This window comes from Cupriavidus sp. JZ107 (assembly GCF_053903255.1).
Genome location: NZ_CP096481.1, coordinates 1,934,439 through 1,958,893, shown reverse-complemented (window position 1 = coordinate 1,958,893; position 24,455 = coordinate 1,934,439). Strand labels below are relative to the sequence as shown.

The 24,455-nt window shown below is 68.9% G+C and carries 19 protein-coding genes; 11 read left to right on the top strand and 8 right to left on the bottom strand.

What is annotated here, in order from left to right; all coding sequences use genetic code 11:
- Positions 1-10: 10 nt before the first annotated feature.
- The 5 genes from dapE to dapC all read right to left on the bottom strand — a co-directional run bounded on the left by dapE (position 11) and on the right by dapC (position 4,366).
- Positions 11-1,192: a succinyl-diaminopimelate desuccinylase gene (gene dapE, locus M1D55_RS18265; RefSeq protein WP_064577119.1), complete on the bottom strand. Its 1,182-nt coding sequence runs from the start codon at positions 1,190-1,192 to the stop codon at positions 11-13.
- 91 nt (positions 1,193-1,283) lie between these two features.
- Entirely contained in the window at positions 1,284-1,637 is a 354-nt protein-coding gene (locus tag M1D55_RS18260; protein ID WP_456281479.1) for an ArsC family reductase, read from the bottom strand.
- Between the two features lie 87 nt (positions 1,638-1,724).
- Complete coding sequence (locus tag M1D55_RS18255; protein WP_006578819.1) at positions 1,725-2,099, bottom strand: hypothetical protein; 375 nt, start codon at positions 2,097-2,099, stop codon at positions 1,725-1,727.
- Positions 2,100-2,225: 126 nt separating this feature from the next.
- Entirely contained in the window at positions 2,226-3,053 is an 828-nt protein-coding gene (dapD, locus tag M1D55_RS18250; RefSeq protein ID WP_232207318.1) for a 2,3,4,5-tetrahydropyridine-2,6-dicarboxylate N-succinyltransferase, read from the bottom strand.
- A gap of 101 nt (positions 3,054-3,154) precedes the next feature.
- Positions 3,155-4,366: a succinyldiaminopimelate transaminase gene (gene dapC / locus M1D55_RS18245; RefSeq protein ID WP_456281478.1), complete on the bottom strand. Its 1,212-nt coding sequence runs from the start codon at positions 4,364-4,366 to the stop codon at positions 3,155-3,157.
- A 231-nt stretch (positions 4,367-4,597) separates the two neighbouring features.
- On the opposite strand from dapC, the gene M1D55_RS18240 reads away from it, so the two are divergent.
- From M1D55_RS18240 to def, 6 genes are all read left to right on the top strand, one after another.
- Complete coding sequence (locus tag M1D55_RS18240; protein WP_456281477.1) at positions 4,598-5,584, top strand: DMT family transporter; 987 nt, start codon at positions 4,598-4,600, stop codon at positions 5,582-5,584.
- Between the two features lie 302 nt (positions 5,585-5,886).
- Positions 5,887-9,402 carry a chromosome segregation protein SMC gene (smc, locus tag M1D55_RS18235; protein ID WP_456281476.1) on the top strand — a complete coding sequence of 1,172 codons (3,516 nt, stop codon included), beginning with the start codon at positions 5,887-5,889 and terminating at the stop codon, positions 9,400-9,402.
- A gap of 73 nt (positions 9,403-9,475) precedes the next feature.
- Entirely contained in the window at positions 9,476-10,828 is a 1,353-nt protein-coding gene (locus M1D55_RS18230) for a cell division protein ZipA C-terminal FtsZ-binding domain-containing protein (RefSeq protein WP_456281475.1), read from the top strand.
- A gap of 77 nt (positions 10,829-10,905) precedes the next feature.
- A complete protein-coding gene (gene ligA, locus M1D55_RS18225; RefSeq protein ID WP_456281474.1) occupies positions 10,906-13,080 on the top strand; it encodes an NAD-dependent DNA ligase LigA in 2,175 nt (724 codons plus the stop codon).
- 141 nt (positions 13,081-13,221) lie between these two features.
- Positions 13,222-13,689, top strand: coding sequence for a hypothetical protein (locus M1D55_RS18220; RefSeq protein ID WP_064577114.1), 468 nt, complete (start codon positions 13,222-13,224; stop codon positions 13,687-13,689).
- Positions 13,690-13,867: 178 nt separating this feature from the next.
- Positions 13,868-14,404: a peptide deformylase gene (def, locus tag M1D55_RS18215; protein WP_006579164.1), complete on the top strand. Its 537-nt coding sequence runs from the start codon at positions 13,868-13,870 to the stop codon at positions 14,402-14,404.
- A gap of 66 nt (positions 14,405-14,470) precedes the next feature.
- On the opposite strand, the gene M1D55_RS18210 is transcribed toward def, so the two are convergent.
- The 3 genes from M1D55_RS18210 to map form a co-directional block, all read right to left on the bottom strand.
- Positions 14,471-16,111: a pseudouridine synthase gene (locus tag M1D55_RS18210; protein WP_456281473.1), complete on the bottom strand. Its 1,641-nt coding sequence runs from the start codon at positions 16,109-16,111 to the stop codon at positions 14,471-14,473.
- A gap of 20 nt (positions 16,112-16,131) precedes the next feature.
- Positions 16,132-18,717 (bottom strand): [protein-PII] uridylyltransferase, encoded by a 2,586-nt coding sequence (locus M1D55_RS18205; RefSeq protein ID WP_456281472.1) that lies wholly within the window; start codon positions 18,715-18,717, stop codon positions 16,132-16,134.
- Positions 18,718-18,857: 140 nt separating this feature from the next.
- Positions 18,858-19,676, bottom strand: coding sequence for a type I methionyl aminopeptidase (gene map / locus M1D55_RS18200; protein ID WP_006578104.1), 819 nt, complete (start codon positions 19,674-19,676; stop codon positions 18,858-18,860).
- 304 nt (positions 19,677-19,980) lie between these two features.
- On the opposite strand from map, the gene rpsB reads away from it, so the two are divergent.
- The 5 genes from rpsB (at position 19,981) to M1D55_RS18175 (ending at position 24,433) form a co-directional block, all read left to right on the top strand.
- Positions 19,981-20,724: a 30S ribosomal protein S2 gene (gene rpsB / locus M1D55_RS18195; protein ID WP_006578103.1), complete on the top strand. Its 744-nt coding sequence runs from the start codon at positions 19,981-19,983 to the stop codon at positions 20,722-20,724.
- A 290-nt stretch (positions 20,725-21,014) separates the two neighbouring features.
- Positions 21,015-21,893, top strand: a complete 879-nt coding sequence (gene tsf / locus M1D55_RS18190) for a translation elongation factor Ts (RefSeq protein WP_064577112.1) — start codon at positions 21,015-21,017, stop codon at positions 21,891-21,893.
- Between the two features lie 318 nt (positions 21,894-22,211).
- Positions 22,212-22,922, top strand: a complete 711-nt coding sequence (pyrH, locus tag M1D55_RS18185; protein ID WP_006578101.1) for a UMP kinase — start codon at positions 22,212-22,214, stop codon at positions 22,920-22,922.
- A gap of 110 nt (positions 22,923-23,032) precedes the next feature.
- The gene (frr, locus tag M1D55_RS18180; RefSeq protein WP_006578100.1) at positions 23,033-23,593 is read left to right on the top strand and encodes a ribosome recycling factor; all 561 of its coding nucleotides are present in this window, start codon (positions 23,033-23,035) and stop codon (positions 23,591-23,593) included.
- A gap of 69 nt (positions 23,594-23,662) precedes the next feature.
- Positions 23,663-24,433 carry an isoprenyl transferase gene (locus M1D55_RS18175; RefSeq protein WP_006578099.1) on the top strand — a complete coding sequence of 257 codons (771 nt, stop codon included), beginning with the start codon at positions 23,663-23,665 and terminating at the stop codon, positions 24,431-24,433.
- The last annotated feature ends 22 nt before the right edge of the window (positions 24,434-24,455 follow it).

Here is a 24,455-nt window from a genome sequence, read left to right as displayed (position 1 = left end):
GCGCAATCGCTCAGGCGATCAGCCGTTCCAGCACGCCGCGATAGATGTTCTTCAGCGGCTCGATGAAGCGCACGTCGACGTGCTCGTCGATCTTGTGGATGCTGGCGTTGGGCGGGCCGAACTCGATCACCTGCGGGCAGATCTTCGCGATGAAGCGGCCGTCCGAGGTGCCGCCGGTGGTCGACAGCTCGGTCTGCACGCCGGTCTCGGCCGCGATCGCCGCGGCCATTGCCTCGGACAGCTCGCCGCGCGGCGTCAGGAACGGTTCGCCGCCGAGCGTCCAGTCGAGCTGGTATTCGAGCCCGTGGCGATCGAGGATCGCGTGCACGCGCGCCTTCAGCTGCTCGGGCGTGCTGGCCGTCGAGAAGCGGAAGTTGAAGTCGATCGTCACGTGGCCGGGGATCACGTTGGTCGCGCCGGTGCCCGCGTGGATGTTCGACATCTGCCAGGTGGTGGGCGGGAAATACTCGTTGCCGTCGTCCCAGCGTTCGCCGACCAGTTCGGCCAGCGCCGGCGCGGCCAGATGGATCGGGTTGCGCGCCAGGTGCGGATAGGCGATATGGCCCTGCACGCCCTTGACGGTCAGCTTGCCGGACAGCGAGCCGCGCCGGCCGTTCTTGACCATGTCGCCGAGCGTATCGACCGAGGTCGGCTCGCCGACCACGCAGTAATCGAGCCGTTCGCCGCGCGCCTGCAGTGCCTGCACGACCTTGACGGTGCCGTCGTGGGCCGGGCCTTCCTCGTCGCTGGTGATCAGGAGCGCGATCGAGCCGGCATGGTCCGGATGGGCCTGCAGGAATTCCTCGATCGCCACCACGAAGCCCGCGATCGACGTCTTCATGTCGGCCGCGCCGCGGCCGTACAGCTTGCCGTCGCGATGGGTCGGCTCGAACGGCGGCGAGGTCCATTGCTCGAGCGGGCCGGTCGGCACCACGTCGGTGTGGCCGGCGAACGTCAGCAGCTTGCCGCCGGTCCCCAGCCGGCCGCGCTTGACCGCCCATAGATTGGTCACGCGGAACGAGTCCGGGCCGCTGACCAGCGATTCGCAGGTGAAGCCGAGCGCGGACAGCCGCGCCTGCAGCACGGCCTGGCAGCCTTCGTCGGCGGGGGTCACCGACTGGCGGCGGATCAGGTCTTCGGTCAGCGCCAGCGTGGGATTGGCGGCGGGCGTTGCGGGGGCGTTGGCGGTCATGGCGCGGATGTGGGGGAAGCGGTCAGGCGGTCAGGCGATAAGGCGATAAGGCGATAAGGCGATAAGGCGATAAGGCGGCGAGCGTTCGGGCTCAGCCCTGGAAACGTTCGGCGTACTGGTCCGCGGCAAAGCCGACCGCGACCGTGCCGTCATGCTCGAGCACCGGCCGCTTGATCAGCGACGGGCTGCGCTGCATCAGCGCGATCGCGCCGTCGGCGTTCTCGGCCAGCGCCTTGTCGGCGTCGGGCAGCGCGCGCCAGGTGGTGCCCTTGCGGTTGACCAGCAGCGATAGCGGCACCTGCTCGAGCCAGCGGCGCAGCATCGTCTCGTCGACGCCCTGCTTCTTGAAGTCGTGGAAGGCGTAGTCGACGCCGTTGCTTTCGAGCCAGGTGCGGGCTTTCTTGACGGTATCGCAGTTCGGGATGCCGTAGAGCTGGACGGTCATGGCGAATGAGGAATGAAACGTTGGCGAGGGGTGGGCCAGGGATGGCGACAGTGACGCGAGGCGCGATGGCGCCAGCCGCAGCCCGGTTCAGCGCAGCAGCAGATTGATGGCGATCACCAGCGCCGGCAGGCCCAGCGCGAAGCCGGCCATCGCCACCGCGGTCATCAGCCGCAGCCGGCGGTCCAGCCGCGCCGCTTCCTTGCGCAGCGCGTCGATGGTGATCGCGTGCTGTTCGGCCAGCAGCTTGACGTTCTCGGCCTGCTGCATCGCGGCCGTCTCGAGCTCGGCGACGCGCGCCGCGAGCAGGCGCGCCTGCTCCTGCGGATCGGACGCCGGCGTGCCGTCGGCCGGCTCGTCCTTGCGCTTGCCCTTCTTGTATTTCTCGATGGTCTTGTTGGCCTGCTCGAGAATGGTCGGCAGCAGGGACAGCACGGTGCTGACGGTAGCGGGGTCCAGGGCCATGAATCGCTTGCGAAGGGAGGGCACGGGTCACCTCACGTGGGAGCCGGCGCGCTGCGCCGCTCGGGGCGAGGGGGAGCGGGGCGGAACGGACAGCGGTGGCGGCACGGGGCCGCCACCGCGCTGCCGTCAGTCGCCGCGCAGCAGGTCGTTCAGGCTGGTCTTGGCGCGCGTCTGCGCGTCGACCTTCTTGACGATCACGGCGCAGTACAGGCTGTACTTGCCGTCCTTCGACGGCAGGTTGCCCGCCACCACCACCGAGCCCGCCGGCACGCGGCCGTAGTGGATCTCGCCGGTTTCGCGATCGTAGATCTTGGTCGACTGGCCCAGGTAGACGCCCATCGAGATCACCGAGTTCTCCTCGACGATCACGCCCTCGACGATTTCCGAACGGGCGCCGATGAAGCAGTTGTCCTCGATGATCACCGGGTTGGCCTGCAGCGGCTCGAGCACGCCGCCGATGCCGACGCCGCCCGACAGGTGCACGTTCTTGCCGATCTGCGCGCACGAACCGACGGTGGCCCAGGTATCGACCATCGTGCCTTCATCGACATAGGCGCCGATGTTGACGTACGAGGGCATCAGCACCGCGTTCTTCGCGATGAACGAGCCGCGGCGGGCCACCGCCGGCGGCACCACGCGAAAGCCCGCCTTGGCGAAATCGTCGGCCGACCAGTTGGCGAACTTGGTCGGCACCTTGTCGTAGAACTGCGCGAAGCCGCCGGCGGCCATCGGCACGTTGTCCTCGAGGCGGAACGACAGCAGCACCGCCTTCTTGACCCACTGGTTGACGATCCAGTCCTTGCCTTGCTTCTCGGCCACGCGCAGCGTGCCCGCGTCGAGCTGGCCGATCACCGTGGCCACCGCTTCGCGGATGTCGGCCGGGGCGGACTTGGGCGACAGGCTGGCGCGGTCTTCCCAGGCCTGGTCGATCAGAGCTTGCAGTGCTTGCGTCATATGCGTTTCTTCGCGTGTTGTCGTGGTTGATCGTGGTTGAATTCGTGGCCGCCACGCGGGAGCGCGCATGGCGGTCAATAGGGGTTCGGACTGGATTCGGTTCAGCCGCGACGCGCCAGGCCCCGGCAGAAGGCGACGATGCGCTCGGCACCCTCGCGGCATTCCTCGGGCGTCGCGACCAGCGCCATCCGCACGCGGTTGGCGCCGGGATTGATGCCGTCGGTCTCGCGCGCCAGGTAGCTGCCCGGCAGCACGGTCAGGTGCTGATCGGCATAGAGCCGCGCGGCGAACTCGGTGTCGGAAAGGCCGGTGCGCGAGACGTCGGCCCACAGATAGAAGCCCGCGTCGGGCAGCGCGACGTCGAGCACCTGGGCCAGCATCGGCGTGACCTCGGCGAACTTGGCGACATAGGCGGCGCGGTTCTCGCGCACATGGGCCTCGTCGTTCCAGGCCGCGACGCTGGCGCTCTGCACCGCCGGGTTCATCGCGCCGCCATGATAGGTGCGATACAGCAGGAAGCGGCCCAGCAGCGCCGCGTCGCCGGCGACAAAGCCCGAGCGCAGGCCCGGCACGTTCGAGCGCTTGGACAGGCTGGAGAACATCACCAGCCGCTCGAAGCCGCGGCCCAGCCGGTGCGCCGCCTCGAGCGCGCCCAGCGGCGGCTTGCCTTCATCGAAATAGATTTCGGAATAGCACTCGTCGGAAGCGATCACGAAGCCGTGGCGGTCGGACAGCGCGAACAGCTGGCGCCAGTCCTCCAGCGACAGCACCGCGCCGGTCGGATTGCCCGGCGAGCAGACATAGACCAGCTGCACGCGCGGCCAGACATCGTCGGCAATGCGGTCGAACGCCGGCGCGAAGTTGCGCGCCGGATCGCTGTTGGCGAACACCGGCGTGGCGCCGGCCAGCAGCGCGGCGCCCTCGTAGATCTGATAGAAGGGGTTCGGGCACAGCACCAGCGCGCCGGGGCGGGTGCCGTCGACCACGGTCTGGGCGAAGGCGAACAGCGCCTCGCGCGAGCCGGTGACCGGCAGCACCTGGCTGGCGGGGTCGACGCGGGGCAGGCCGTAGCGCCGTTCCAGCCAGCCGGCGATGCATTGGCGCAGCGCGTCGGAACCGGCCGTTGTGGGATAATTCGCCAGCCCGCCAAGCGACTCGGCCAGCGCATCGCGGATGAAGCGCGGGGTCGGATGCTTGGGCTCGCCAATGCCGAAACTGATCGGCCGCAGCGCACCGTTCGGCTCGATTCCCGCAAACAGGGCCTTCAGTTTCTCGAACGGGTAGGGCTGCAGCAAATCGAGACGCGGGTTCATGATGGGTCGAAGGCCTGTCGAAACGCAGCATTATAAGGGACGAGCCCGGGGACGAGGCTGGGGACGAGGCTGGGGACGAGGCTGGGGACGAGGCTGGGGACGAGGCGCCGCGCCGAGGGACCGGCGGGCCGCGGGTGTCCCGGCCACGATCGGGCTCCCGTATCGCCCAAATCGATCCAATCCATGTCAGGCACCGTTTCCCGGGTGCCGCCCGTCCGTGCTTTTCATTTCATGAGTCATTCCAACACCAACGTGCAGCCCGGCACCGCCCATGCCGATGCCGATACCTTCAAGGCTTCCCTGTCGATCCTGCTCGGCGCCTCGGTGTGGGGCATCGCGTGGTATCCGTATCGGCTGCTGGCCGCCTGGGGCCTGGGCGGCATGAAGGCCGCCGCGGTGGTCAGCGCGGTGGCCGCCGTGCTGGCGCTGCTGGTGCTGCGGCGGCAATTGCGCGGGCTGCGCTGGTCCTGGCTGTTCGTCGCGATCGCGCTGGCGGCCGGCGTCACCAATGCCGGCTTCGTCTGGGGCAGCGTCCACGGCCACGTGATGCGGGTGCTGCTGCTGTTCTATCTGACCCCGGTTTGGACCGTGCTGGTGGCGCGGCTGCTGATCGGTGAACGGGTCTCGCCGGCGGGGCTGGTGCTGGTCGCGCTGGCGATGTTCGGCGCCGGCCTGATGCTGTGGACGCCCGAGGTCGGCGTGCCGCTGCCGCGCGACGCCGCCGAATGGGCCGGTCTGGTCGCCGGCATCGCGTTCGCGTTCAACAACGTGCTGTCGCGCCGCGCCGGCCAGCGCTTTCCCGAGATGGACGCGCGGCTGCGCACGCTGATGGTGTTCGGCGGCGGCACGCTGGTCGGCGGCGTCGCCGCGTTGTGGCTGGACGCCGGCGCGGTGGCGATCGCGCCCGAGGCCCGCGTGGCGGCCCCGCTGCTGGTGCTGGGCCTGGCGGCCACGCTGGTGGTCGGCAACGCCATCGTCCAGTACGGCCTGCAGCACCTGCCGGCCAACCGGGTCTCGCTGCTGATGCTGTTCGAGATCGTGGTCGCCGCGGTGTCCTCGTGGTGGCTGGCGACCGAGACGCTGAGCTGGAAGGAGGCGGCCGGCGGCCTGTGCATCGTGGCAGCCGGCGCGCTGTCGGGCCTGGTGCACCGCCGCAGCGGTCCGGCGCGGGCGCCGGCGGCCGATGGCGCGGGTTGCACCGGGCTGCAAGGGCAGTAGGCGCCGCCATCGGAGGCCCGGCACCGGCGTGCCGCGGCAGCGCCGCAAGACCGGGCCGGTGCGGCCGGGATGCCGCCCGGATGGCGCGCGAAGCGGCCGGCAACGTCCCCGTAACTGCCGGTAAATCCGGCTGGACGGCGTCACACCGATGGTATGATTAGCGCCAACTTTCGGGCACAAGTGCGCGACGAATGCGGTGCGGGCGGCACGTCGGCACAGGGCGTCGCGCAGGCTGTCCGGCCTTTCTGGGTGCCGCTCCCGGGCGTGCCTCACCACGGATTCGAACCCATTCAAGACCAACCGTGCGACTGTCCTCGATCAAGCTGGCGGGCTTCAAGTCCTTTGTCGATCCCACCAATTTCCAAGTCCCCGGCCAACTGGTCGGCATCGTCGGTCCCAACGGCTGCGGCAAGTCCAACATCATCGACGCGGTGCGCTGGGTGCTCGGCGAGTCCCGCGCCTCCGAGCTGCGCGGCGAGTCGATGCAGGACGTCATCTTCAACGGTTCCACCGCGCGCAAGCCGGCCGGGCGCGCCAGCGTCGAGCTGGTGTTCGACAACGCCGAGGGCCGCGCCGCCGGGCAATGGAGCCAGTACGCCGAGATCGCGGTCAAGCGCGTGCTGACCCGCGACGGCACCTCGTCCTACTACATCAACAACCAGCCGGTGCGCCGGCGCGACATCCAGGACATCTTCCTGGGCACCGGCCTGGGGCCGCGCGCCTACGCGATCATCGGCCAGGGCATGATCTCGCGGATCATCGAGGCCAAGCCCGACGACATGCGGATCTTCCTCGAGGAAGCGGCCGGCGTCTCCAAATACAAGGAACGGCGGCGCGAGACCGAGAACCGTCTGTCCGACACGCGCGAGAACCTGACCCGGGTCGAGGACATCCTGCGCGAGCTGTCGGCCAACCTCGACAAGCTCGAGGGCCAGGCCGAGGTCGCGCAGCGCTTCAAGTCGCTGCAGGCCGAAGGCGAGGAGAAGCAGCATCTGCTGTGGCTGCTGCGCAAGCGCGAGGCGCTGGCCGAGCAGGAACGCCATCAGCGCGCGATCGAGCAGGCGCAGATCGACCTGGAAGCGCAGACCGCGCAGCTGCGCCACGTCGAGGCCGAGCTGGAGACGCTGCGCGCCGCGCACTACGCCGCTTCCGACGGCATGCACGCGGCCCAGGGCGCGCTCTACGAGGCCAATACCGAGGTCAGCAAGCTCGAGGCCGAGATCCGCTATGTGGTCGAGTCGCGCAACCGCGTGCAGGCGCAGATCGCCGCGCTGACGGCGCAGCGCGAGCAGTGGCAGGCCAAGGCCCAGCAGGCCAGCGACGAACTCGAGCAGGCCGAAGAAGAACTGGCGCTGGCCGAGGGCCGCACCATCGAGGCGCAGCAGGCGGTCGAGCAGCAGAGCGAAGCGCTGCCGACGCTGGAAGCCCAATGGCGCGACGCGCAGGCGCTGCTGAACGAGCAGCGCGCCGGCATCATGCAGGCCGAGCAGGCGCTCAAGCTCGAGGCGGCGCATCAACGCAACGCCGACCAGATGCTGCAGCAGCTGGAGCAGCGCCGCGAACGTCTATCCGGCGAGGAAAAGGGCCTGGACCGGCCCGACGACGTCAGGCTGGAGGAATTGCGCGCCGAGCTGGCCGAACACGAGGCGATGCTCGAGGACGCGCAGGCCGCGCTGGCCGAGACCGAGGACAATCTGCCGCGGCTCGACGCGGAACGCCGCGCCGCGCAGGAGCGCGTGCAGAGCGAAGCGGCGGCGATCGCGGCGCTGGAGGCGCGCCTGGCCGCGCTGCGCCAGCTGCAGGAGAACGTGCAGAGCGAAGGCAAGGTCCAGCCCTGGCTGGCCAGGCATGGTCTGGCCGAACTGCCGCGCCTGTGGAAGAAGATCCATATCGAACCGGGCTGGGAAAACGCGCTCGAGTCGGTGCTGCGCGAAAAGCTGGCCGCGCTGGAAGTCTCCAGCCTCGACTGGGTCAAGGGCCTGCTGACCGACGCGCCGCCCGCCAAGCTGGCGTTCTATGCGCCGCCGCCCGCGGCACGCCCGGGCGAGGCGCCGGCCGGACTGCGCCCGCTGATGTCGCTGCTGCAGATCACCGAGCCGGGCATCCGCGCCGTGATGCAGGACTGGCTGGCCGACGTCTACACCGCCGACGACATGGAGCAGGCGTTGGCCGCCCGCGCCAGCCTGCCGGAGGGCGCGACCTTCGTCGTCGCCGAGGGCCATCTGGTCGGCCGCAGCTCGGTGCATCTGTATGCCGCCGACTCCGAGCAGGCCGGCATGCTGGCGCGCCAGCAGGAAATCGAGAATCTGCAGAAGCAGGCCCGCGCGCAGACGCTGCTGGCCGACGAGGCCAAGGCGCAGGCGGTACGTGCCGAGGCCGCCTATACCGAGGGCAGCCGCAAGCTGGTGGAAGCGCGCGCCGACAGCGAGCGCGTCACGCGGCGCGTCCACGGGCTGCAGATGGACGTGCTCAAGCTGTCGCAGGCGATGGAGCGCTACGCCGCGCGCAGCAGCCAGATCCGCGAGGAACTGGAGGAGATCGCCGCGCAGATCGACGAACAGCGCGCGCTGAAGGCCGAATCCGAGGCGAACTTCGAGCGGCACGATACCGAGCTGGCCGAGATGCAGGCCGCGCACGAAGACCACCAGATGGCCTACGAAGCGCTGGATGCGAAGCTGTCCGACGCGCGCCAGCAGCTGCGCGACCTGGAACGCGCCGCGCAGGAGGCCGTGTTCGCCGAGCGCAATCTGGCGGCCCGCATCGACGAGCTGCGCCGCAATATCCAGGTCGCCGGCGACCAGAGCGAGCGCATCGCCGAATCGCTGGAGAACGCGCGCGCCGAGCTGGAAACGATCAACGAGCAGACCGCGCATACCGGCCTGCAGGAAGCGCTGGAGCTGCGTGCCGAACGCGAGCAGAAGCTGGCCGCGGCCCGCATCGAGCTCGACGCGCTGTCGGGGCAGCTGCGCCAGTCCGACGAGCAGCGGCTGGCCGCCGAGCGCAGCCTGCAACCGCTGCGCGACCGCATCACCGAACTGCAGCTGAAGGAGCAGGCGGCACGCCTGGCGCAGGAGCAGTTCGCCGAGCAGCTGGCCGCGGCCGAGGTCGACGAGGCCGCGCTGGTCGGCAAGCTCAACGGCGACATGAAGCCCTCGTATCTGCAGGGCGAAGTCACGCGGATCAACAACGCGATCAACGCGCTGGGCCCGGTCAACATGGCCGCGCTCGAGGAACTGGCGGCCGCGCGCGAGCGCAAGACCTTCCTCGACGCGCAGTCGGCCGACCTGAACGACGCGATCCAGACGCTGGAAGACGCGATCCACAAGATCGATCAGGAAACGCGCGCGCTGCTGCAAGGCACGTTCGACCAGGTCAATCATCATTTCGGCGAGCTGTTCCCGCAGCTGTTCGGCGGCGGCCAGGCCAGGTTGATCATGACCGGCGAGGAGATCCTCGATGCCGGCGTGCAGGTGATGGCCCAGCCCCCGGGCAAGAAGAACTCGACGATCCACCTGCTGTCGGGCGGCGAAAAGGCGCTGACCGCGATCGCGCTGGTGTTCGCGATGTTCCAGCTGAATCCGGCGCCGTTCTGTCTGCTGGACGAGGTCGACGCGCCGCTGGACGACGCCAATACCGAGCGCTACGCCAATATGGTCGCGCGCATGTCCGACAAGACGCAGTTCGTCTTCATCTCACACAACAAGATCGCAATGGAAATGGCGCACCAGCTGATCGGCGTCACGATGCAGGAGCAGGGGGTGTCGCGGATCGTTGCCGTCGACATGGATGCGGCCGTTTCGATGGCGGAGGCGGCATGAGCGGATCGATTCGATTGACGCATGGGGTCAAGTCCCGGCAGGCGTTTCCGCTGAACCGTGGAGGGCGCGCGTAATGGATCTGCAAACCGCGCTGGTCGTCGCCGGCATCGTGCTGCTGCTGCTGGTGGTGGCCTACAACCAATGGCAGATCCGCAAGTCGCGCCGGCCACGCGCGCTGCAACCGGAGGACGACCTGCCGCCGATGCGCGAGCCGGTCGTCGGCGAGGACATCAAGCCCGAGGTCAGTGCCAAGCTGCACGAGCCGCCGCGTCCCGAAACGATCCAGCGCAAGGAGCCGAAGCTGTCGGTGCCGCCGCTCGATGACGATGCGCAGGCCGCCCAGGCCGCGTCGCCGCTGGTGGCCGGCAGCGCCGATGCCGACGAGCTGCTGGCCGAGGAGGTCGCCGACGGCATCGCGCGCAGCGCGCCGTCCGTCCGCGTTCCCGGCGCGCACGCCGCCCCGCACACCGGCCAGGATACGCAGGCCGACGCCGGCGCGGCGCCCACACCGGCTCCGGCACGGGCTTCCGCAGCGGCCGCGGCGCCGCAGCCCGAACCGGCGGCCGAGCCGATCGTGGCCGACGGCCAGCCCAGGCCCGCGGTCATCGATCCGCTGATCGACTGCATCGTGCCGCTGCATCTGGAGCGCAAGGCCTCGGGTGACCGCATCCTGCCGCTGACCGGCCGCCTGCGCCGCGCCGGCACCAAGCAGGTCCATATCGAGGGCCTGTACGAGCCGGCCAACGCCTGGGAGCCGGTGACCGCCGGCCATCAGTACGAGGACCTGCAGGTCGCGGTGCAGCTGGCCAATCGCGGCGGCCCGCTGAACGCGCTGGAGTTCTCCGAGTTCGTCAACGCGGTCGAGGCGCTGGCCGAATCGCTGGACGCATCGGCCGAACTGCCGGACATGACCGAGACCGTCGCCAACGCGCGCGAGCTCGACAGCTTCGCGGCCGCCTGCGACGTGCAGCTGGGCGTCAATGTGGTGTCCGATGGCGCGCCGTGGTCGGCCGCCTATGTGCAGAACGTCGCCACCCAGGACGGCCTGGTGCTGTCGCGCGACGGCACCCGCTTCACCCGTTACCAGGCCGGCCCCGACGGCATCCAGCGTGCGCTGTTCACGCTGCAGTTCGGCGATACCAACTTCCTGCGCGACGACCTGACGGTCAAGGCGGGCAGCCAGATCACGCTGCTGCTGGACGTGCCGCAGGCCTCGCAGGCGGTCAAGCCTCTGAAGACGATGTGCGAATACGGTGACAGCCTGGCGCAGCGGATGGGCGCGAGGCTGGTCGACGACAATCACCGGCCGCTGACCGAGACCTCGTTCGTCGCGATCTTCCAGCAGCTGCAGGCGCTGTACGACAAGCTCGAGGCGCGCGGCATGCCGGCCGGGTCGCCGGTGGCATTGCGCCTGTTCAGCAGCTGACGGGCGGATCTGCGCCGTTCTTGCGGTCCGCTTTCGCCGTCAGCCTTCCCGCCCGCTTTTTCGTACCGCCCACGCCCATGCCAGCAAAGAAACACGGCGCTCCCACTCCGGCCGGCGCGCCGCGGACCGCTGCGGCCAATGCAGCCGACGCAGCCGAAGCCGCGCGTCCCGACAATTCCGCCGACAAGCCCGATGCCCCCGCCGCGCGCGCCGACTGGCTGCGCGAGCAGATCGAGCACCACAACTACCAGTATTACGTGCTCGACGCGCCGGCCATCCCGGACGCCGAGTACGACGCGCTGTTCCGCGAGCTGCAGGAGCTCGAGGCCGCGCATCCCGAACTCTTGAGTCCCGAATCGCCGACCCAGCGCGTCGGCGGCCAGCCGCTGACGGCGTTCGCGACGGTGCGGCATCGGTTGCCGATGCTGTCGCTGAACAATGCGTTCGACGACGACGACGTGATCGGTTTCGATCGCCGCTGCGCGCAGGGCCTGGGCCGCACGGTGGCCGCCGAGGGCACCGCCGACCTGTTCTCGGCCGCCGATGCGGTCGAATACGCCTGCGAGCTGAAGTTCGACGGGCTGGCGATGTCGCTGCGCTACGAGAACGGCCGGCTGGTACAGGCCGCCACGCGCGGCGATGGCGAGACCGGCGAGGACGTGACCGCCAATGTGCGCACGATCAAGGCGATTCCGTTGAAGCTGAAGGCCGGCGCGCCGGCGGTGATCGAGGTGCGCGGCGAGGTCTTCATGTACCGGCGCGATTTCGACAAGCTCAATGCGCGCCAGGCCGAGGCCGGCGAAAAGACCTTCGTCAATCCGCGCAATGCCGCGGCCGGCAGCCTGCGCCAGCTCGATCCGCGCATCACCGCGCGCCGTCCGCTGTCGTTCTTCGCCTATGGCCTGGGCGAGCTGGATGGCGAGCCGCGTCCGGCCACCCATGAGGCGCTGCTGAAACGCTTCGCCGCGCTGGGCCTGCCGGTCTGCGCCGAGCGCGACGTGGTCAAGGGCGCGCAGGGGTTGCTCGGCTTCTATCGCGGCGTCGGCGCCAAGCGCGACAGCCTGCCGTACGACATCGACGGCGTGGTCTACAAGGTCAATGCGGTCGAGGAGCAGGAGCGGCTGGGCTTCGTTTCGCGCGCGCCGCGCTTTGCGCTCGCGCACAAGTTTCCGGCGCAGGAAATGACCACCGTGGTCGAGGACATCGAGGTCCAGGTGGGCCGCACCGGCGCCATCACGCCGGTGGCGCGGCTCTCGCCGGTGTTCGTCGGCGGCGTCACGGTGACCAATGCCACGCTGCACAACGAGGACGAGGTCCGCCGCAAGGACGTGCACATCGGCGACACCGTGATCGTGCGCCGCGCCGGCGACGTGATTCCCGAAGTGGTCGCGGTGGTGCCCGAGCGCCGGCCGGCCGATGCGCGGCCGTTCAGGATGCCGACTGCGTGCCCGGTGTGCGGCTCCAATATCGAGCGGCTCGAGGACGAGGCGATCGCGCGCTGCACCGGCGGGCTGATCTGTGCCGCGCAGCGCAAGCAGGCGCTGCTGCATTTCGCGCAGCGCCGCGCGATGGATATCGAAGGGCTCGGCGAAAAGGTGGTCGACCAGCTGGTCGAGCAGGGCATCGTCCGTACGCCGGCCGACCTGTACAAGCTCGGCGTGGCCAAGCTGGCGGCGCTGGACCGCATGGCCGACAAGTCGGCCGGCAATCTGGTTGCCGCGATCGACGCGTCGCGCGCCACCACGCTGAACCGCTTCATCTTCGCGCTGGGCATCCGCCATGTCGGCGAGGCGACCGCCAAGGACCTGGCGCGGCATTTCGGCAAGCTCGACGGGCTGATGGCGGCCGACGAGGCCGCCCTGCTGGAGGTCAACGACGTCGGTCCGGTGGTCGCGCAGTCGATCGCGCATTTCTTTGCCGAGGCGCACAACGTCGAGGTCATCGAGCAGCTGCGCGCCGCCGGCGTGCACTGGCCCGAGAGCGAGCCGGCCGCGCGCGCGCCGGCGCCGCTGGCGGGCAAGACCTTCGTGCTGACCGGCACCCTGCCGACGCTGTCGCGCGAGGAGGCCAAGGAGAGGCTGGAAGCGGCCGGCGCCAAGGTCGCGGGCTCGGTGTCGAAGAAGACCGATTACGTGGTGGCCGGCGAAGAGGCGGGCAGCAAGCTGGCCAAGGCGCAGGAGCTCGGCGTGCCGGTACTGGACGAGGCCGGCATGATGGCGCTGCTCCAGCAGCACGGGGTGGCGGGACGCTGAGGCCGAAGCGGCCGCCGGCGCCGTCCAGTGAGACGCCGGAGCGCCGGTCAGCAAAGCAAAGGGGCACGGCCGATTCCGGAAGAACCGGCCTCTGCCGCGCGGCTAACCTCGCCGGGTTCTTCCCACCACCAGGAGAGACCCATGGCTTCGATCGCAGCAAGCCACCCATCATGCGCCGATTGGCTGGCCGTCCGCGTCAAGCTCGACGGCTTGCGCGAGCGTTTCCGGCAGCAGCCGTCGCAGCGGCACGAGCAGGCCTTCGTGTTTCGCGGCCAGACGTTCCGGCTCGCGTATTTCGCCGCCGCGGATACCGGCATCCTGCACACCATCAAGTCTCGCCGGGGCAGCGTCGAGCGGCCCGCCGGACGTCTCGCGTGCCGCGTGTCGTCCGCGCCGTCGCAGGCGTCGTGGCTCGATCGCATCCGGCAGATCGTCGCGAACCTGTTTTCGCCGCTGCTGGACATGTGGGACGGCGACAAGCAGTGGACGTTCGGTTGTCCGGCGCTGGAGTCGCGCGGGCAAACGATGCTGCGCTATCTGGCGCCGCATGTGCCGCGCGAGCGTTTGCGCTCGATCGACGTCGACGTGGACCGCATCTTTGCGGCGTGAGCGCGGATCCCCGGGGGCGGGCGCCCGTGCGGCCCAATCGCCCCGATCTGCCCCATCGGTCCCATCGGTCCCATCGGCCGCCGGCAGCAGCGCTGGCTATAATCGACCGGATTCCGGTGGACCACCACCGCATGCGGCAGCCGGTACGACCCCCGGCCGCCCGAGCAGAGGACAAGCAATGATTCGCGACATTCTGAAAATGGGCGACCCCCGGCTGCTGCAGGCCGCCCGCCCGGTCCAGCGCTTCAATACCCCAGAACTCCGCACGCTGATCGAGGACATGTTCGACACGATGGACCACGCCAATGGCGCCGGGCTGGCCGCGCCGCAGATCGGCGTGGACCTGCAGGTCGTGATCTTCGGCTTCGAGCGCAACCCGCGCTATCCCGATGCGCCGCAGGTGCCCAAGACGGTGCTGATCAATCCGGAACTGACGCCGCTGTCCGACGAGATGGAGGACGGCTGGGAGGGTTGCCTGTCGGTGCCCGGCCTGCGCGGCATGGTGCCGCGCCATACCAGCCTGCGCTATACCGGCTTCGACCTGATGGGGCAGCGCATCGAGCGCGTTGCCGAGGGCTTCCATGCGCGCGTGGTGCAGCACGAATGCGACCACCTGCGCGGCATCCTGTATCCGATGCGGGTCAAGGACTTCAGCAAGTTCGGCTTTACCGAAGTGCTGTTTCCCGAGCTGAACGGAGTGCAGTCGGACGATTGACGGCGGTCGTCGCCGGGCCGGCGTTGGCGCCGGTCCCGCCGGTCCCGCCGGTCCCGGTATTGGCCGTCAGAACTTCTCGAACGGCCCGAGGAAGCGCCACTGGCCGACCGGCAGGTCGCCCAGCACGATGCGGCCCATGCGGACGCGCTTCAGTCCGACCACCTTCAGGCCGACCTGCTCGCACATCCGGCGGATCTGCCGCTTCTTGCCTTCGCGCAGCACGAAACGCAGCTGTTCCTCGTTCTGCCAGCTGACCTTGGCGGGCTTCAGCGGCTCGCCGTCGAGCGACAGGCCGTGGCGCAGCCTGTCCAGCCGCTCGGCGGGGAAGACGGCCGAGACATTGCGCTCGACCGGACCATCGGGCGCATCCTCCCAGACCACCCGCACCAGGTATTCCTTCTCGATGTTCGAGTCCTCGCCGATCAGCTGGCGGGCGATGCGGCCGTCCTGTGTCAGCACCAGCAGGCCGGTCGAATCGATGTCCAGGCGTCCGGCCGGGGCCAGGCCCTTGTGTTGCCAAGGCGCATAGCGCTTGCGGGTCGGATCGCTTTCCCACTGGTTCTCGGCGGTGAACAGCGTGGCCGCCGGCTGATAGCCTTCCTCGGCCTGGCCGGACACATAGCCGACCGGCTTGTGCAGCAGCACCGTGACACGCTCTCCTTGCTCCGAGCGGGCGGCCTGATGGATCTCGATCGTCGCGTCCGGGCGGATGCGCGTGCCGAGCTCGGTCACGGGCTTGCCGTCGACCAGCACCCAGCCGCGCGGGATCCATTCGTCGGCCTCGCGGCGCGAGCACAGGCCCAGTTCTGACATCCGCTTGGACAGGCGCACCAGGCCATCGGGCTCGTGCGCCGAGCCGGCGGCATGCGCGTTCGACGGCGGGCGGGCCGGGCTGCGCGTTGGAGCGGGGCGCCGCGCGTCGTCTCGCACACGGTCGCTGCCGGGTTTGGGCGCGCGCCCGGTGCCGGCGCCGAAGCCTGAGCGGGCCGGGCGCATGTCGCCGGCCTCGGCCTGCGGGCGGCGGGGACGATCGCGCGATTCGGCTGCGGCGAAGCGCGGCGGACGTTCGCCGCGCTCGCCCGGACGGGCACGCTGACCACGGCCGTCCCGCTCGGCGCCGAATTCGCGACGCGGGCCGGCGGCGCGCTCGGTACGCTCACCACGCTCGAAGCGCTGCGGCCGCTCGGTACGTTCGCTGCGCTCGAAGCGCTGCGGCCGCTCGGTACGCTCACCACGCTCGAAACGCTGCGGCCGCTCGGTACGTTCGCCGCGCTCGAAACGCGGTGGCCGTTCGGTGCGCTCGCCGCGCTCGAAGCGCGGTGGCCGTTCGGTGCGCTCGCCACGCTCGAAACGCTGCGGCCGTTCGGTACGCTCCCCGCGCTCGCTGCGTTCTCCCCAACGTGCCGGCCGTTCGCGCGCTTCGTCGCCGAAACGGCGCGGGCCGCGTTCGTCGCCACCGGGCCGGCGCAGGCCGCGTCCTTCCGGCGTGGGGCGGCCGGCGCCTTCCTTGCGCGGCTTGCCGCCGGCCTCGGCGCGTTGCTGCGCGGCGCGCACGCCTTCGGCGACCGTCTGGACGCGGCGCCGGTTCAGATCGGACACGCGTACCGGCCGGGTGGCGCCGCTCTTGCGGGCCGCGCCGGCACCCGTGCTGGCCGCGGCGGATTTCAGTCCCAAGGTCTTGCGCTTGGGGGAGGGTTGATCGCTCATGGTTTCAATGGTGTCGCGGCTCAGATGTCGAGCGCCGCGAGCAGGTCCTGTTCAAGCTGGATTTCGAGCCGATTGTCGGCGGCGAGGCGGCTGCCGTCGACCAGGAACATGTCCTCGACCCGTTCGCCCAGCGTGTTGATGCGTGCGGTATGCACGGAGATATGGTGGCGGCCCAGCACGCGTGCGATCGCGTACAGCAGGCCGGTGCGGTCGTTGGCCGACAGCTCCAGCAGGAAGTACTGCCCGCGCTCGTCGGGCCGCAGGTCGACCCGCGGCTTGATCGGAAAGCTGCGCGACTGGCGCGACAGCCGGCCCTGGGTCGGCTCGGGCAGCGGCGCCTGATGCGTCAGCCGCTCGCACAGCTCGTGCTCGACCAGCGCGATGATGTCGCGATAGGTGTCGCGCCCGCCGCCGACCACGCCCGGATCGAAGACCTGGAAGGTATCGAGCGCGTAGCCATGCCGCGTGGTGTGGATCTTCGCCTCCTGGATCGAGAAGCCCTTGCGCTCGAAATAGCCGCAGATGCGCGCGAACAGGTCGGGCTGGTCCTTGGCGTAGACCGCGACCTGCAGCCCTTCGCCGGCCGGCGACACGCGCGCCTTGACCACCGGCTGCTCGCTGTCGACGCGGTGGGCCAGATGGCGTGTCAGCCAGGCGATGTCGCGCGCGTCGTGGCGCAGGAAGAAGGCCACGTCGAGCCGTTCCCACAGCGCCTCGGCGCGGGCCGGATCGAATGCCTGCAGCCGCAGCGCCGCGATCGTTTCGTCACGCCGCTGCGCCCACAGCGAATGCGGATCGACGCGGGCGCCGCCGAGCACGCGCAGCGTGATGCGGTACAGGTCCTCCAGCAGCTTGCCTTTCCACGCGTTCCAGACCTTGGGGCTGGTGCCGCGGATATCGGCCACGGTCAGCAGATACAGCGCGGTCAGGTAGCGCTCGTTGCCGACCACGCGGGCGAAGGCATGGACGACCTCGGGATCGGTCATGTCCTGCTTCTGCGCGACGTGGCTCATCGTCAGGTGGTGCTCGACCAGCCAGGCGATCAGGTTGGCGTCCTCGCGCGCGATGCCGTGCTGGCGGCAGAAGCGGCGCGCATCGGCGGTGCCGAGCTTCGAGTGGTCGCCGCCGCGGCCCTTGGCGATATCGTGGAACAGCGCGGCCAGCCACAGCACCCACGGCTTGTCGAAGTTCGCCATCAGCTGGCTGCAGAACGGGAACTCGTGGGTGTGCTCGACGATCGCGAAACGGCGCATGTTGCGCACGACCATCAGGATGTGCTGGTCCACCGTATAGACGTGGAACAGGTCGTGCTGCATCTGCCCGACGATGCGGCGGAAGTTGATCAGGTAGCGGCCCAGCACGCTGGTCTGGTTCATCAGCCGCAGCGCATGCGTGATGCCCTGCGGCTCCTGGATGATGGCCAGGAACTGCTGGCGGTTGACCGGATCGTTGCGCCAGCGCGCGTCCATGACCGTGCGCGCGTTGTACAGCCCGCGCAGCGTGCGCGGCGACAGGCCCTTGACGCCCGGGGTGCGCTCGTACAGCAGGAACGTTTCGAGGATCGCGTGCGGATTGCGCTCGTACAGGTCGTCGCTGGTGATCTCGAGCATGCCCTGGCGCTCGACGAAACGCTCGTTCAGTACGCGCGTGACCTTCGACTCGCTGGGAAACAGCATCGCCTCGATATTGAGCAGCAGCACGCTGTTGAGCTGCGTCACCGCCTTGGCGGCCCAGTAGTAGCGCCGCATCAGCTGCTCGCTGGCGCGCTTGTTGGCGTTCTGCCGATAGCCGAAGGCCTCCGCCAGCGCGGTCTGCAGATCGAACACCAGCACGTCCTGGCGGCGGCCGGCCAGCAGGTGCAGGCGCGCGCGGATGGTCTTGAGCAGGCGCTCGTTGCGCGTCAGCTCCTGTGCCTCGCGCTCGGTCAGCAGGCCCTTGTCGCGCAGCTCCTTCCAGCTGTCGCCGGAGCCCGCCGCCTGCGTCATCCACAGGATCACCTGCAGGTCGCGCAGGCCGCCCGGACTCTCCTTGCAGTTCGGCTCGAGCGCGTAGGGCGTGTCCTGGTACTTGGCGTGGCGCTGGCGCAGTTCGAGCAGCTTGGCCTGGAAGAAGGCGCGCGGGTCGAGCTCGGCGCGATAGCGTGCCTGCAGCTCGGCGAACAGCGTGCGGTTGCCGGTCACCAGCCGGGCCTCGAGCAGCGCGGTGCGGATCGTCACATCCGCGCGCGCCTCGCGCATGCAGTCGTCGACGGTGCGCACCGACGAGCCGATCTCCAGCCCCAGGTCCCAGCACAGGCCGATGAACTTCTCCATGCGGCCGACGGTGTCCGCGTCCGGCTCGGCCGGCAACAGCAGCAGCACGTCGACGTCCGAATGCGGGAACAGCTCGCCGCGGCCATAGCCGCCGACGGCCACCAGCGCCATGCCGGCCGGCAGGCCGAGGCCGCGCCAGCACTCGACCAGCGCGTGGTCGACCGCCTGGCGCAGCCGCGTCAGCAGCGAGCCGACCTGGCCGCCGCCGGTGAAGGCATCGAACAGCGCCTGCTTGTCGGCCTTGAGCCGGTCGCGCACGCGCGTGGCGAGCAGCAGTTCCGGAGAGGTATCCATGGCTGGGACGGGTTGGGTCGACATGGGGGGCAGGGTGGGCGGCGAGAAGCTGCGAGGGCTGCGAGGGTGCGGTCAGTCGGCGAACGGGCGCGATCGGCGCGGCCCCAAACGACAGGGGCGCCTCCCGGCGCCCCCTGCGATCAGGCCGCGAGCGTGTCGGTGATGAAGGCGGGCGGCGCCTGCGTGCCGGCCGACACCGTCAGCACCTCGTAGCCGGTGTCGGTCACCAGCACCGTGTGTTCCCATTGCGCCGACAGGCTGCGGTCGCGCGTCTTGACGGTCCACTGGTCGGGCATCGTGCGGATGTCGCGCTTGCCCGCGTTGATCATCGGCTCGATCGTGAAGATCATGCCGGCCTGCAGTTCCATGCCGGTGCCGGGGCGGCCGTAGTGCAGGATCTGGGGATCCTCGTGGAAGTTCTTGCCGATGCCGTGGCCGCAGTATTCGCGCACCACGCTGTAGCCGGCCGCTTCCGCATGCTGCTGGATCACGTGGCCGATGTCGCCGAGCTTGGCGCCCGGGCGGACCTGGGCGATGCCCTTCCACATGCATTCGAAGGTCACCTGGGCCAGGCGCTTGGCCAGGATCGAGCCCTCGCCGACGATGAACATGCGGCTGGTGTCGCCGTAATAGCCTTCCTTGGTGATCACGGTGATGTCCAGGTTCACCGCGTCGCCGTTCTTCAGCACGCGGTCGCCCGGGATGCCGTGGCAGATCACGTCGTTGACCGAGGTGCAGATCGCGCCGGGGAAGGGCGGGTAACCCGGGGGCGCATAATTCAGCGGCGCAGGGACCGTGCCTTGTACGTCACGCATATAGGCGTGGCACAGACGGTCCAGCTCGCCGGTGGTGACGCCGGGCTTCACGAACGGCGTGATGTAGTCGAGGACTTCGCTGGCCAGCCGGCAGGCGACGCGCATCTGGGCGATGTCTTCGGCGGTCTTCAAATGGATGCTCATGCTGCGACGCGGAAAAAGTGTAACGAGCGGCACGTGGGGCCGGCGCCCGTTTCTGGATTGGCAAACCGGGATTATCGCACCATCGGCAGCCTGCCGCACCCCGCCGCGGCGACAAGCCCGCGCCGCACCGGGACGGTGCCCCCCGAACGGCCGGCCTGCGGCGGGCTTGAGCGATGGCCGGGATGTTGCTACAATCGCAGGCTCGCTTGGTTTTGCCTTGCGAAATCGCGAGTCCGCCCATCCGGGGTGTTCCTGTTCAGGAATGTCGGGGCGGACTTCAGACCGAACCCTTTTGGAGAATTCAATGTCCGTCACCATGCGTGAAATGCTGGAAGCCGGTTGCCACTTTGGCCACCAGACCCGCTTCTGGAACCCCAAGATGGCCCCGTTCATCTTCGGCCATCGCAACAAGATCCACATCATCAACCTGGAAAAGACGCTGCCGATGTTCCAGGACGCGCTGAAGTATGTGCGTCAGCTGGCAGCGAATCGCGGCACCATCCTGTTCGTCGGCACCAAGCGCCAGTCGCGCGAGATCCTGGCCGAGGAAGCGGGCCGCGCCGGCATGCCCTACGTCGACGCCCGCTGGCTCGGCGGCATGCTGACCAACTTCAAGACGGTCAAGATCTCGATCAAGCGCCTGAAGGACATGGAAGCCGCCAAGGAAGCCGGCGCGCTGGACACCATGAGCAAGAAGGAAGCGCTGATGTTCGAGCGCGAGATGGAAAAGCTCGAGAAGTCGATCGGCGGCATCAAGGACATGGGCGGCATTCCTGACGCGATCTTCGTGGTCGACGTCGGCTACCACAAGATTGCCGTGACCGAAGCCAACAAGCTGGGCATTCCGGTGATCGGCGTGGTCGATACCAACCACTCGCCGGACGGCATCGACTATGTGATCCCGGGTAACGACGACTCGAGCAAGGCGGTTGCGCTGTACGTGCGCGGCGTCGCCGACGCGATCCTGGAAGGCCGCGCCAACGCGGTGCAGGACGTGGTCGAAGCGGTCCGCGGCAGCGACGACTTCGTCGAAGTCGAGGAAGCCTGAGGCCAGCCCCGCCCGCAGGCGGGACGGCCCGGACGGCCCTGACAGACCCGTGGCGCGCGCCGGCATCGCCGGCCGCGTGACCACCAGAAAAGGGGGCGACATGGTACGCCCCCTTTTTTGAATGCGCGCGGTGCGCGCGCAGCAAGCAGAGAAGAAGCAAGCAGGAATGATTGTCATCCGATGTGGCTACGATCACGGCGGGTGAGTCTTTGAACACCACGCGGCTGGCCGCGGCGCGGGACACCCAGGTCCGGCGGGCGGCGGTGCGTGAACCAATCAAGGAGTGACAAATGGCGGCAATTACCGCAAGCATGGTGGCTGAACTGCGCGCGAAGACCGACGCGCCGATGATGGAGTGCAAGAAGGCCCTGACCGAAGCGGACGGCGACCTGGCCAAGGCCGAGGAGCTGCTGCGCGTCAAGCTGGGCAACAAGGCCAGCAAGGCCGCCTCGCGCGTGACCGCCGAAGGCGTGGTCGCCGCCTTTATCGACGGCACCACCGGCGCGCTGGTCGAGCTGAACTGCGAGACCGATTTCGTCTCGAAGAACGACGACTTCCTGGGCTTCTCGGCCAAGGTCGCCGAGCTCGTTGCCAAGCAGAACCCGGCCGACGTGGCCGCGCTGTCGGCGCTGCCGCTGGACGGCCAGACCGTCGACCAGGTCCGTGCCGCGCTGATCGGCAAGATCGGCGAGAACATGACGATCCGCCGTTTCGCCCGCTATGCCGGCGGCGGCAAGCTGGTCTCGTACCTGCACGGCACCCGCATCGGCGTGATGGTCGAGTTCGACGGCGATGAAGTCGCCGCCAAGGACGTCGCCATGCACATCGCCGCGATGAAGCCGGTTGCGCTGTCGTCGGCCGACGTGCCGGCCGACCTGATCGCCAAGGAGCGCAGCATCGCCGAGCAGAAGGCCGCCGAGTCGGGCAAGCCGGCCGAGATCACCGCCAAGATGGTCGAAGGCTCGGTGCAGAAGTACCTGAAGGAAGTCTCGCTGCTGAACCAGCCGTTCGTGAAGAACGACAAGCAGACCGTCGAGCAGATGCTCAAGGCCGCCAACACCACGGTCAAGGGCTTCACGCTGTACGTGGTCGGCGAGGGCATCGAGAAGCGCCAGGACGACTTCGCCGCCGAAGTGGCCGCGCAGGTCGCCGCCGCGCAGAAGGGCTGATATCCCGGGCGGGAGGCAGGCGCCGGTCTGGCGCGATGACGGCCCGCCGTATAATCCCGAGGGGCACCGCGAGGTGCCCCTCGGCACAAGAAGAGAGAACAATGGCGCGTGCCGCCCGAACGGCCGGTGCATGCGTCCAGCGTGCCGGCCCGCGAGCCGGACGCGGAGCCCGTTTTCGCCGTCGCCCGTTTTGACTGGCATCGCCCTCCGGGCCCTGCCGACGCGCCCGGGCCACGGGGAAAGCCGGCTTGGTCCCGGCGGCATCCGCCCTCCGGGGCGAGGCCCAGATCGAAGACTCGAACCAGCCCGAGGGTGAATATGCCAGCCTACAAGCGCGTCCTTCTGAAACTGTCCGGTGAGGCCCTGATGGGCGATGATGCCTTCGGCATCAACCGGTCCACGATCGAAGGCATGGTCAATGATATTGCCGAGATCGTGAAGCTCGGCGTGCAGGTGGCAGTGGTGATCGGCGGCGGCAACATCTTCCGCGGCGTCGCCGGGGGCGCCGCCGGCATGGACCGCGCGACCGCCGACTACATGGGCATGCTGGCCACGATGATGAACGCGCTGGCGCTGCAGGACGCGATGCGGCACGCCAATATCGAAGGCCGGGTGCAATCGGCGCTGCGCATGGACCAGGTGGTCGAGCCCTATATCCGCCCGCGCGCGATCCGCCAGCTGGAAGAAGGCAAGGTCGTGATCTTCGCCGCCGGCACCGGCAACCCGTTCTTCACCACCGATACCGCGGCCGCGCTGCGCGGCTCCGAGATCGGCGCCGAGGTGGTGCTCAAGGCCACCAAGGTCGACGGCGTCTATACCGCCGATCCGAAGAAGGATCCCAGCGCCACGCGCTACACCACGATCAGCTTCGACGAGGCGATCTCCCGCAATCTGCAGGTGATGGACGCCACGGCCTTCGCGCTGTGCCGCGACCAGAAGCTGCCGATCAAGGTGTTCTCCATCGTCAAGCCGGGCGCGCTCAAGCGCGTGATCCTGGGCGAGGACGAGGGTACGCTGGTCCACGTTTGAGGCGCCGGGCGGGCCCGCCGCGAGGTGGCGCACGCAACGGCACAGAGTAGAATGATTCGTTTTCGGCCCCGTCCGCCGGGGTCATGGCAGCCAGTTTTCCGGAGGTTATGATGAGCGTCGCCGACATCAAGAAGAGCGCCGAGCAGAAGATGCAGAAGACCATCGAAGCGTTCAAGGCCGATCTGGCCAAGATCCGCACGGGTCGTGCGCACACCGGTCTGCTCGACCATGTCCAGGTCGAATACTATGGCTCGCCGGTGCCCATCAGCCAGGTCGCCAATATCGGCCTGGCCGATGCCCGCACCATCAGCGTGCAGCCGTGGGAAAAGAAGATGGTCGGCGCGGTCGAGAAGGCCATCCGCGACGCCGACCTGGGCCTGAACCCCGCCACCATCGGCGAGGTGATCCGCGTGCCGATGCCCCCGCTGACCGAGGAGCGCCGCAAGGAGCTAACCAAGGTGGTCAAGGGCGAGGGCGAGAGCGCCAAGGTGGCGGTGCGCAATCTGCGCCGCGACGCGAACGAACAGTTCAAGAAGCTGGTCAAGGACAAGAGCATCTCGGAAGACGACGAGCGTCGCGGACAGGACGAGGTGCAGAAGCTGACCGACCGCTATGTCGCCGAGATCGACAAGCTGGTCGCCGAGAAGGACAAGGAGATCATGACGGTCTGAGCCGCGGCGCCGCTCGCCGGTCCCGCTGCGGACTGGCGCGATGACGCCGCCGGGGACCCGTCCACCATCATGCACATCAGTTCCACACTCGCCATCCCCGAGACCGGTTACGTACCGGCCCACGTCGCCATCATCATGGATGGCAACGGGCGCTGGGCCACGCAGCGGCATCTGCCGCGGGTCGCCGGCCATAGCCGCGGCCTGGATGCGGTACGTACCGTGGTGGAGGCGTGCGCGGTGCGAGGGGTCAAGTACCTGACGCTGTTCGCCTTCAGTTCGGAGAACTGGCGGCGGCCGGCCGACGAGGTCACCTTCCTGATGCGGCTGTTCATGATGTCGCTGCGGCGCGAAGTGGTGAAGATGCACGCCAACAATATCCGCCTGAAGGTGGTTGGCGACCTGACGCGCTTCAGCCCGCGCATCCAGCAACTGATTGCCGACGCCGAACGCCGCACCGCGGGCAATACCGGCCTGACGGTGACCATCGCCGCCAACTATGGTGGCCGCTGGGACCTGCTGCAGGCGGTGCGCAAGATGCTGCTGCAGCAGCCGATGCTCGACCCCTCGACGATCGAGGAATCGACGCTGGCGCCGCACCTGGCGATGGCCTACGCGCCGGAGCCGGACCTGTTCATCCGCACCGGGGGCGAGCAGCGCATCAGCAATTTCCTGCTGTGGCAGCTCGCCTATTCCGAGCTCTATTTCACCGACGTGTTCTGGCCCGACTTCGACGCGGCCGAACTGGACAAGGCGTTCGCCTCGTACCGGCAGCGCGAACGGCGTTTCGGCCGCACCAGCGCGCAGGTCGTGGCGCCGTCCGGCCTGTCCGGCACCGCTTGAACGCGCCGGCCGCTCGCCATCG